This is a genomic window from Stenotrophomonas sp. UBA7606, assembly GCF_002477705.1.
In the GTDB taxonomy this organism is placed as follows: Bacteria; Pseudomonadota; Gammaproteobacteria; order Xanthomonadales; family Xanthomonadaceae; genus Stenotrophomonas.
The window spans coordinates 52,568-62,161 of record NZ_DLJW01000003.1 but is presented as its reverse complement, the minus strand read 5'-3'; the positions used below and the strand labels follow the sequence as shown (position 1 = coordinate 62,161).

Genomic DNA, 9,594 nt, shown 5'->3' with positions numbered 1-9,594 from the left:
GCCCCAAGCAACTGCCAAAGCCGAAGCAGGAGCGATCCCCGCCTGCGCGGGGATGACGTAATGGCAAAGGCGTTTGCGCAGGCGCAAACGCGCCATTACGTCACTTGACGCGCGCGGAGTATTCACCCGAACGGGTGTCAACGCGGATGATCTCATCCTGGTTGACGAACAGCGGCACGCGCACCACCGCGCCGGTTTCCAGGGTAGCCGGCTTGCCGCCGCCGCCAGAGGTGTCACCGCGCACACCCGGGTCGGTCTCGGTGATCTTCAGTTCGACGAAGTTCGGCGGGGTCACGTCGATCGGGGCGCCGTTCCACAGCGTCACCACGCAGGATTCCTCACCCTTGAGCCACTTCTCGGCGCCGTTCATGCCGGACTTGTCGGCCTGTACCTGCTCGAAGGTCTCCGGGTCCATGAAGTGCCAGTACTCGCCGTCGCTGTACATGAAGTTCATGTCGGTATCGACCACGTCGGCGGCGTCCAGCGAGTCGGTCGACTTCATGGTCACTTCCTGCGTGCGGCCGTCCTTGATCAGGCGGTACTTCACGCGGGTGAAGGCCTGGCCCTTGCCCGGCTTGACGTATTCGGTGTCGATGATGACCGCAGGCTGGTTGTTGACCAGGATCTTCATCCCGTTCTTGACGTCGTTCATGCCGTAACTGGCCATGCTGTAACTCCTGAATTGGCAAAACCGCCGTAATACGGGCGGCCGGATTAGAATGGAACGCCCGCCAGCTGGCGGGACATCATGTTTTTCTGACCGCCAATGATAACCGCAGCCCCCGCCCTCACTCCAGAAAAAGCCGTCCTGCCCCTGCCCGCCGACCGTTGGCAGAGCCATTGGCGGCAGGCCATCCGCAGCCCCGACGAGCTGCTGGAGGCGCTTGGACTGGACGGCCAGGCGCTGGGGGTGTCGGCCGAGGCCCTGGCCCAGTTCGCCCTGCGGGTGCCGCGCAGTTTCGTCGCCCGCATGCGCCACGGCGACCCCGCCGACCCGCTGCTGCGGCAGGTGCTGCCCATCGATGCGGAAATGCGCATCGTGCCGGGGTTCAGTTTCGACGCGGTGGGCGACGGCGCGGCCAAGAAGGCTACCGGGGTGATCCAGAAGTACCGCGGCCGCGCCCTGCTGGTCACTACCGGCAGCTGTGCGATCAACTGCCGCTATTGCTTCCGCCGCCACTTTGACTATGCCGGCGAGAACGCCGCCAAGGGCGGCTGGCAGGAGGCCGTGGCGGCCATCGCCGCCGACCCGGGCATCGACGAGGTCATCCTGTCCGGCGGCGACCCGCTGTCGCTCAACACCTCCAAGCTGGCCGAGCTGACCCAGGCCCTGGCCGCCGTCCCGCATATCAAGCGCCTGCGCATCCACAGCCGCCTGCCGGTGGTGCTGCCCGAGCGCGTCGATGACGCCCTGGTGCAATGGCTGGCAGGCCTGCCGTGGCCAGTGGCGTTCGTGCTGCATGCCAACCACGCCAACGAGTTCAATGCCCAGGTCGACGCCGTGCTCGCACGCATCCGCGGCACCGGTGCGCAGCTGCTCAACCAGGCCGTGCTGCTGCGCGGGGTCAATGACGATCTGGACGCGCTGGCCGCACTGAGCGAGCGCAGCTTTGCCGCCGGGGTGATGCCCTACTACCTGTACCAGTTGGACAAGGTACAGGGCGCCGCCCACTTCGAGGTCAGCGACGAACAGGCACTGGCCCTGCATGCCGGGCTGATGGCCCGGCTGTCCGGCTACCTGGTGCCCAAGCTGGTGCGCGAGATCGCCGGCGACACCAGCAAGCGGCCGCTCTGACTCAGCGCGCGGCCGCGGACAGCGGCGGCGTCAACAAGGCCACCACACCGGCTGCATCCAGCGGCCGGCCCATCCAGTAGCCCTGCACCAGGTCGCAGCCGCGCTGGCTGAGCAGTTGGAACTGTGCTTCCTGCTCCACGCCTTCGGCCACGACGGTGATACCCAGCGCGTGGGCCATGGCGATGATGGCCGTGGTCAGGGCCAGATCGTCGGCATCGCGCTCCATGTCGGCAACAAAGCTGCGATCGATCTTGACCCCGTCCACCGGCACCTGGCGCAGATGGCTCAGGCCGGAGAAGCCCGTGCCAAAGTCGTCCAGCCACACCTTCACCCCGGTCCGGTGCAGGCGTTCGAGCAGGGAAACCGCCAGCATCTCGTCGCCGATCACCGCCGTTTCAGTCAGCTCAAGATGCAGGCGCGAGGCACTGAGCCCGGATTGCTGCAAGCTGGCCTCCACCTGCTCCACCAGGTCGCCATTGCGCAACTGACGCGGCGACACATTGACCGATACGAACAGCTCCTCGCCCAGTGCATTGCGCGGCCATTGCCGGGCCTGCACGCAGGCCTCGCCCAACACACGCGGACCCAGCAGATGGATCAACCCACTCTGCTCGGCCACCTCGATGAACACCGATGGGGCGATCGCACCGAGCTTGGGGTGGTCCCAGCGCAGCAGTACTTCCACGCCCACCAGCATGCGGTCGCGGGTGCGGTAAATGGGCTGGTAAACCAGGCGCAGCTCGCCACGCTCCCAGGCCCCGCGCAGCTCCTGCTCCAGATGCAGGCGCCGCTCCACCGCATGGTCCATTGCCCTGCTGTAGTAGCGGTAACAGTTCTTGCCGGCCAATTTGGCCTGGTACATGGCGATATCACCATTCTTCAGCAAGGCAGTGGCATCCACCGCGTCTTCCGGGTACAGGGTGATGCCGATCGAACTGCCCAGGAAGATCTCCCGCTGCTGTGCCTGCAGCGGGCGCCCAAGGTCCACCACCAGGCGCTCGGCCAGGCTCTTGGCGACCTCCGCCGCACTACCCGCGCCCTCACCCAGCAGGATCACGAACTCGTCGCCGCCAAAACGGGCCAGCAGGGTTTCATCGCCGCCCACCTGGTCCACGGCGATGGCGATGCGCTGGGCAAACTGCAGCAGCGCCTCGTCACCAGCCTCGTGACCGAGGGTGTCATTGACCCGCTTGAACTCGTCGATATCGATGAACAGCAGCGCCAGGCCACGACCGGCCGCATGAGCACTGAACAAGCGGTGGTCCAATGCTTCGCGGAACGCAAGACGGTTGGTCAGGCCGGTCAATGCATCGGTATAGGCCATCTGCCGCACCTCCCGGTCATGCCGGGCGATGCTCTGGCTCATGCGGTCAAAGGTGCGCATCAGCTCGCCGACCTCATCATTGCGCTGGGTCACCGGTGCCGACACGGCGTAGTCGCCGCGCTCGATGCGCTGCGCCGCCTCGCCCAGCCACCGAATGGGCCGCACCAGGGTGCGCTGCACATACAGGGCAATCACACAGGCAAAAGCAATCAGCAACGCCACCAGCGCCAACACCCAACCCAGTTGCCGACGCTGGGCTTCGCCCATGCGCTGCTCCAGCGCACGCATGGTGCTGGCCTCCTGCGCGCGCACCGGCGCCAAGTCCATACCCACCCGCAAACCACCAATACGTTGATCACCGATGCGCAACGGCAGATCGATTTCCAGGATGGCCGGGCTCTCCTGCACCAGCGTCGCTTCAGCGCCGACCGCAGCCGGCGCCAACGGATCGCTCATCTGCAGGCCGTAGCCGGCCACGTCGATGGAGCCATCATGGATCAGCCGTCCTTCGGGATCGTGCACGAGTACATAGCTGACCGACTTCTGACGGGCGGTGTTGCGCACCAGCGCGCCCACCGCCGACAGATCCGAGTAGTAGAGCGGGTTCACCAACGCATCGGCCAGCGCGTCGGCCAAGGCCTTGCCGCGCTCACGCACGCCCTGGTCGAATACACCGCTGACCACCTGGCTGCTGGTGTGCAGCATCTCGCGCTGCGCACTGGCCTGGCGCATCACCATCAGCGCCACGATCAGGATCACCACCAGCAGCGCGCCCGCCGCCAACAACAGGAAGCGGGCCTGCAACCCAAAGCGCGGCAGACGGCTCATTCCACCTCCATGCGCACCCGCGCCAGGCCGCTGCGCAGGCGCTCAAGCGCCCGCAGACTGGCCGCATCCACCGGATGGAACCCGGTGGTACCAAAGAATTTGGCCAAGGCCGGGCCGGCCAGGGGGTCGCGGCTGGCCTCCTGCAGTACCTGCCGCAGGCGCTCGCGCACTACCGGGTCCAGATCCTGGCGCACCATTTCCACCGCGCGCGGCACCGGCTCGCTGCGGTAGAACACCCGCATGTCGTTGCGGAACGCAGGCGGCACGGCGTGGTCATCGCTCCAGTCAATGCTGCTGACCGCGCCCACATCCACCACCCGTTTGTGCACATAGGTCGAGATGTTCAGTTCCGATCGCGCAAATACATAGCCCACGGCATCGCCTGCCGGGCTGTCGTGCGGCGTCAACAGGATCTCCAGGCGCACCCCGTGCTGCAGCAGCTCCATCGCGGGCACCAGATAGGCGCTGGTGGACAACGGGCTCTGCAAGGCCAGGGTTCGCCCTTTCATGTCCTGCAGCGACTCCACCTGGCTGTCACGGCGTACGAAGAATACGGTGTGGTAAGCGCTCACCCCATTGCGCTCGGTCAGCAACAGGGGCCGTGCGCCGGCCCGCTGCTGCAATGCCATCGCCGTGCCCGATGTTTCGGTCACCCAATCCACCCGCCCACGCCGTAGATAGCTGCCCATCTGCTGCGCATCCTTGGCCATCAGGATGCGCCCTTCGACGATCCCGACGTCCTGCATCCTGGGCACCACATAGTCGAGCAGCGGCTTCAACTGCTCATAGTGCGCCTTCGGATTGTCACTGATCCTCCCCAGGACCAGCACCGAGCGCTCTATCGCCCCCACCGACAACGGCTGCAACGCGGCCACTGCCAGCACGGCTCCCCAAAGCCATACGAACACGCGCAAAACGGCAACTCCCCTATTGATTCCCCAAGCCTACCGGAAAAACCCGTTGTGTGACGTGTGCCTCAGTTGGGTTTTTCACCCGCCAACCGGGCCATGCGCTGGGCATCGGCAAGGATGCCACGCAGCAGGCGCACCTCCTGCTCGGACATCTCTGCCTTCATGAACAGGCGGCGCAGCTTGCGCATGGCCGATTCCGGCGAACGGCCCTTGTGGAAATCGATCTGGTCCAGGGTGTCGCCGAGCTGGCCGAACAGACCTTCGAGCTGGGCATGGCTGGCTGGCGCCTCGCCAAAACCGGTTTCGGCCGGGGCCTGTACCTGGCCTGCCAACACGGCCATGCGCACCTCATAGGCCAGGACCTGCACGGCAGCGGCCAGGTTCAGCGAGCTGAACTCCGGATCGGACGGAATATGCACCGCCAGATGGCACAACTGCAGCTCCTCATTGGTCAGGCCGGTACGTTCGCGCCCGAATACGAAGGCCACCTCGGCGCCCTCCTCACCGGCCTTGGCCACCGCACGTTGGCCGGCAAGTTCGGGCAGCAACTCCTCCAGCTGCACCCTGCGCGAACGCGCCGTACAGCCGAGCACCAGACGGCAGTCGGCAACCGCCTCGGCCAGGGTGGCATACACCGGTGCATCGCCCAGCACGTCCTCGGCACCGGCCGAGCGCCTGAAGGCCACCTCGTCCAGCGGCTTCTCGGGGGCAACCAATACCAGCCGCGCCAGACCCATGGTTTTCATCGCTCGGGCCGCTGCGCCTATGTTTCCCGGGTGCTGGGTGCCGACAAGTACGAATCGAATATGAGTGGAAGCAGACATGATGTTAAAAAATCAGGAGCGAGACAGCTGTAGATGGTAAACTGCGCGGCCGGCCAATGCGCCGGACCCGCTCTTTTCCCCCGCCAATCCGATCTCTGCCTTCACGGGAGCCTTTCGCCATGCAGAAACCCGCCGTAACCGTCATGGTCAAGGCCGCCCGCCTCGCCGGCAACGTCCTGCTCCGTAACATCAACAAGCTTGAAGCCCTCAACGTCGTACAGAAGGGTCGGATGGACTACGCCAGCGAAGTTGATGCTGATGCGGAAAAAGTGATCGTCAAGGAACTCAAGCGCGCCTACCCGGAATACGGCATCTTCGGTGAAGAGGGCGGTATCCAGGGTGTAAACCGCATGATGTGGGTCATCGACCCGCTCGACGGCACCAGCAACTACCTGCGCGGTTTCCCGCACTACTGCGTCTCCATCGCCCTGGTTGAGAACGGCGAGCCGATCGATGCGGTGATCTTTGATCCGTTGCGCAACGAGCTGTTCACCGCCTCCAAGGGCAATGGCGCCGTGCTCAACGACCGCCGCCTGCGCGTGTCCGATCGCAAGGATCTGGAAGGCACGATGATCCATACCGGCTTCGCTCCGCGCGAACGCAGCCGTGCCAGCTCCCAGCTCAAGACCGTCGACACCCTGCTGGTGCAGGCCGAGGACGTGCGCCGCACCGGCTCTGCCGCGCTGGACCTGGCCTACGTGGCCTGCGGCCGCGCCGACGCCTACTTCGAAGCCGGCGTGAAGGCATGGGACATCGCCGCTGGCGTGCTGCTGGTGCGCGAGGCAGGCGGCAAGGTGTGCAACTACCGTGGCGCTCCGTTGGACCGCATGGATTCGCGCGGCCCGGAGACCCAGCAGGTCGTGGCCGGCAACATCAAGGTCTGCGAAGCGCTGCAGAAGGTCATCGTCAACACCGGCTACGCCGCCGAGTTCGATCCGAAGTTCTGATCGCTGCTTTGCGTGTCTCTGGAACGGCGCCTGCGAAGGCGCCGTTTTTGTTTCCATTCCCGGCAAACAGCATCCATCTCCGCCCTTCTGCCTGCGCTGCAGTGCCAGGGCTCCCCTGCTCCATCCCCGGCAACCCATCACCATGGCCGCCTGCCGGCTCTGGCCGTGCCTGCCGATCGACAGCGGACAGACAAACGGGGTGCCCCCTCCCCGGGACGAAACAGGAGACGGGCGTGCACGCGATCTGCACTCCCCAGATAGCAGAACGCCCGGCTCAGCCGGGCGTTCTGCTTGCATCACTGCCGATGCGGATCAGGCAACCGTCGAAGAGCGCAGCGCGGCGATGCGCTCGTCCAGCGGCGGGTGGCTCAGGAACAGCTTCTTGGCTGCCGAGCCGGCAATGCCGAATGCCGCGATCTGGGTCGGCAAGGTGCTCTGGCCATGGTTGAGCTTCAAACGCTCCAGTGCCGCGATCATCTTCTGGCGGCCCGCAAGCGAGGCACCGCCGTGGTCGGCACGGAACTCACGGTGGCGCGAGAACCACATCGCGATCATCGTCGCGAACAGGCCGAACACCATCTCCAGCACGAACACGATGATGTAGTAGGCAAAACCGCGGCCGCCGCCTTCGCGGTTGCCGGACAGCGCGCTGTCGATGATGCCGCCGACCACGCGGGCCAGCACGATCACGAAGGTGTTCAACACGCCCTGCAGCAAGGCCATGGTGATCATGTCGCCATTGGCAACGTGAGCGATTTCATGGCCCAGCACCGCTTCTGCCTCGTCCTCGCTCATGTTGTGCAGCAGGCCGGTGGACACCGCCACAAGCGCGTTGTTGCGGTTGGCACCGGTGGCGAAGGCATTGATCTCCGGGGCGTCATACACCGCCACTTCCGGCATGCCGATGCCCGCCGCCTTGGCCTGGCGCGCCACCGTATCCAGCAGCCAACGCTCGGTCTGGTTGCGCGGCTCGGTGATCACCACCGCGCCAGTACCGCGCTTGGCCATGAACTTGGACAACAGCAGCGAAATGATCGAACCGCCGAAGCCGAAGATGGCTGCCATGACCAGCAACCCGCTCATCTGCGACGAGTTCACGCCCAGCAGCGACATCACCACACTGGCCAGGGCCAGCACCGCGATGTTGGTCAGAAGAAACAGCCCGATACGGGTAAACATGGGAAACAGATCCGTTTAGGATGGGAATACGGCAAATTTGCGGTGCGCCAAGACTGAATTCAAGCCGCAATCTGACCAAGCATTCATATTCAATGTCTCTCCCCCCCTATCGCGGCCGTTTCGCTCCCTCCCCGACCGGGCCCCTGCACCTGGGCTCCATGCTGGCAGCCTTCGGCAGCTGGCTGGTTGCACGTCATGCCCACGGCCAATGGCTGGTGCGGGTGGAGGATATCGATCCCCCACGCGAGGTGGCCGGCGCGGTCGAATCGCAGCTGGCCACACTGGCCGCATTCGGCCTGGTCTCCGACCTGCCCGTGCAGTACCAGAGTCGCCGTCATGCGCTGTACCAATCGGCCATCAATCGTCTGCTGGCCGAAGGCAAGGCCTTTGCCTGCCACTGCAGCCGTGCCGACCTTGCCAGCCAGCACGGTATCCATCGGCATTGTGTCGCCAGCCAGCAACGCGCTCATCCTGCCATCCGCCTGCGCGTGGCCGATGGCAGTCATGTCCGTTTTGACGATGCCCTGCAAGGCACCGTCGCGCAGGACGTGGACCGCGAGGTGGGCGATGTGGTCCTGCTGCGTGCCGATGGCTGCTGGGCCTACCAACTGGCGGTAGTGGTCGATGACGCCGAACAAGGCATCACCCATGTGGTGCGCGGGGCCGACCTGATCGACTCCACCCCGCGGCAGATCCTGCTGCAACAGGCATTGGGCCTGCCCACCCCGGCCTACCTGCACCTGCCGCTGCTGCTGGATGCCAGCGGCCAGAAGCTGTCCAAGTCGCAGGCGGCCGTGCCGGTGGACAGTGCCCGCCCACTACCGGTGCTGCGCTGGCTCTGGCATTGCCTGGGCCAGGACCCCGCCGCGCTGGATGCTGCAGGCCAGGTACCCGAGCTGCTGCAGTACGCTGCTGCCGCATTCAACCCGCACAAACTGCAAAAAAGCGCGCTGCGCGCCCCCGAGGCGCCCCCTGCCTGAGCGCAGTTTCATTAGAATCATCGGCTCCCCTGCGAATCTGCCCTGGAGCACTGCCCATGACATCCCGCGTCGCACTGGTCACCGGTGGTACCGGCGGCATTGGTACCGCCATCTGCCAACGCCTCGCCGACCAAGGGCACCGGGTTGCCACCAATTTCCGCAACGCCGAGAAAGCCCAGCAGTGGCAGCAGCGCATGCGCGAGAAGGGCTATGACATCGCCCTGTTCGAAGGCGATGTTGCCGACCCGGACAGTGGCCGCAGCTTGATCCAGGCTGCCGAAGCCACGCTTGGGCCGGTTGAAATCCTGGTCAACAACGCCGGCATCACCCGTGACACCACCTTCCACCGGATGAGCCCGGAACAGTGGCACGAGGTGATCAACACCAACCTCAACTCGGTGTTCAACGTCACCCGCCCGGTGATCGAAGGCATGCGCAAGCGCGGCTGGGGCCGGGTCATCCAGATCAGCTCGATCAACGGCCTCAAGGGCCAGTACGGCCAGGCCAACTACGCCGCAGCCAAGGCCGGCATGCACGGCTTCACCATCTCGCTGGCACGCGAGAACGCGGGCTTCGGCATCACCGTCAATACCATCTCGCCCGGCTACGTGGCCACCGACATGGTCATGGCGGTACCGGAGGAGGTGCGGGCCAAGATCATCGCCGACATTCCTACCGGGCGCCTGGGCAAGCCCGAGGAGATCGCCTATGCGGTGGCCTTCCTGGTGGCCGAGGAAGCCGCCTGGATCACCGGCTCCAACCTGGACATAAACGGCGGCCACCACATGGGCTGGTAAGCCCTGCCC

Annotated in this window: 9 protein-coding genes; 4 read left to right on the top strand and 5 right to left on the bottom strand. The window is 65.3% G+C overall.

Annotation, left to right across the window (positions count from 1 at the left end):
- Window positions 1-100 precede the first annotated feature (100 nt).
- Window positions 101-667 carry an elongation factor P gene (gene efp, locus B2527_RS01065; protein WP_293705614.1) on the bottom strand — a complete coding sequence of 189 codons (567 nt, stop codon included), beginning with the start codon at window positions 665-667 and terminating at the stop codon, window positions 101-103.
- A gap of 99 nt (window positions 668-766) precedes the next feature.
- Between efp and epmB the strand changes: the two genes are divergently transcribed.
- Window positions 767-1,795 carry an EF-P beta-lysylation protein EpmB gene (epmB, locus tag B2527_RS01060; protein WP_293705612.1) on the top strand — a complete coding sequence of 343 codons (1,029 nt, stop codon included), beginning with the start codon at window positions 767-769 and terminating at the stop codon, window positions 1,793-1,795.
- Window position 1,796: 1 nt separating this feature from the next.
- On the opposite strand, the gene B2527_RS01055 is transcribed toward epmB, so the two are convergent.
- The 3 genes from B2527_RS01055 to B2527_RS01045 form a co-directional block, all read right to left on the bottom strand.
- Window positions 1,797-3,947, bottom strand: coding sequence for a putative bifunctional diguanylate cyclase/phosphodiesterase (locus B2527_RS01055; RefSeq protein ID WP_293705610.1), 2,151 nt, complete (start codon window positions 3,945-3,947; stop codon window positions 1,797-1,799).
- A complete protein-coding gene (locus B2527_RS01050) occupies window positions 3,944-4,861 on the bottom strand; it encodes a phosphate/phosphite/phosphonate ABC transporter substrate-binding protein (protein ID WP_414716954.1) in 918 nt (305 codons plus the stop codon). The genes B2527_RS01055 and B2527_RS01050 overlap by 4 nt, the downstream gene beginning before the upstream one ends.
- Window positions 4,862-4,923: 62 nt before the next feature.
- A complete protein-coding gene (locus B2527_RS01045; RefSeq protein ID WP_293705608.1) occupies window positions 4,924-5,682 on the bottom strand; it encodes an RNA methyltransferase in 759 nt (252 codons plus the stop codon).
- Window positions 5,683-5,801: 119 nt separating this feature from the next.
- Here B2527_RS01045 and B2527_RS01040 point away from each other — a divergent pair, with 119 nt between their 5' ends.
- Window positions 5,802-6,629, top strand: coding sequence for an inositol monophosphatase family protein (locus tag B2527_RS01040; protein ID WP_293705606.1), 828 nt, complete (start codon window positions 5,802-5,804; stop codon window positions 6,627-6,629).
- 312 nt (window positions 6,630-6,941) lie between these two features.
- Here the strand turns inward: B2527_RS01040 and htpX are convergent, their stop codons facing one another.
- The gene (gene htpX / locus B2527_RS01035) at window positions 6,942-7,808 is read right to left on the bottom strand and encodes a protease HtpX (protein ID WP_293705604.1); all 867 of its coding nucleotides are present in this window, start codon (window positions 7,806-7,808) and stop codon (window positions 6,942-6,944) included.
- Window positions 7,809-7,900: 92 nt separating this feature from the next.
- On the opposite strand from htpX, the gene gluQRS reads away from it, so the two are divergent.
- A complete protein-coding gene (gene gluQRS / locus B2527_RS01030; RefSeq protein ID WP_293705602.1) occupies window positions 7,901-8,788 on the top strand; it encodes a tRNA glutamyl-Q(34) synthetase GluQRS in 888 nt (295 codons plus the stop codon).
- A 56-nt stretch (window positions 8,789-8,844) separates the two neighbouring features.
- Window positions 8,845-9,585: a beta-ketoacyl-ACP reductase gene (locus B2527_RS01025; protein ID WP_293705600.1), complete on the top strand. Its 741-nt coding sequence runs from the start codon at window positions 8,845-8,847 to the stop codon at window positions 9,583-9,585.
- Window positions 9,586-9,594 lie beyond the last annotated feature (9 nt).

Coding starts and splice junctions, on each gene's coding strand:
- B2527_RS01025 (WP_293705600.1), top strand. CDS start 8,845: ATGACATCCCGCGTCGCACTGGTCACCGGTGGTACCGGCGGCATTGGT.
- B2527_RS01055 (WP_293705610.1), bottom strand. CDS start 3,947: ATGAGCCGTCTGCCGCGCTTTGGGTTGCAGGCCCGCTTCCTGTTGTTG.
- epmB (WP_293705612.1), top strand. CDS start 767: ATGATAACCGCAGCCCCCGCCCTCACTCCAGAAAAAGCCGTCCTGCCC.
- gluQRS (WP_293705602.1), top strand. CDS start 7,901: ATGTCTCTCCCCCCCTATCGCGGCCGTTTCGCTCCCTCCCCGACCGGG.
- B2527_RS01045 (WP_293705608.1), bottom strand. CDS start 5,682: ATGTCTGCTTCCACTCATATTCGATTCGTACTTGTCGGCACCCAGCAC.
- B2527_RS01040 (WP_293705606.1), top strand. CDS start 5,802: ATGCAGAAACCCGCCGTAACCGTCATGGTCAAGGCCGCCCGCCTCGCC.
- efp (WP_293705614.1), bottom strand. CDS start 667: ATGGCCAGTTACGGCATGAACGACGTCAAGAACGGGATGAAGATCCTG.
- htpX (WP_293705604.1), bottom strand. CDS start 7,808: ATGTTTACCCGTATCGGGCTGTTTCTTCTGACCAACATCGCGGTGCTG.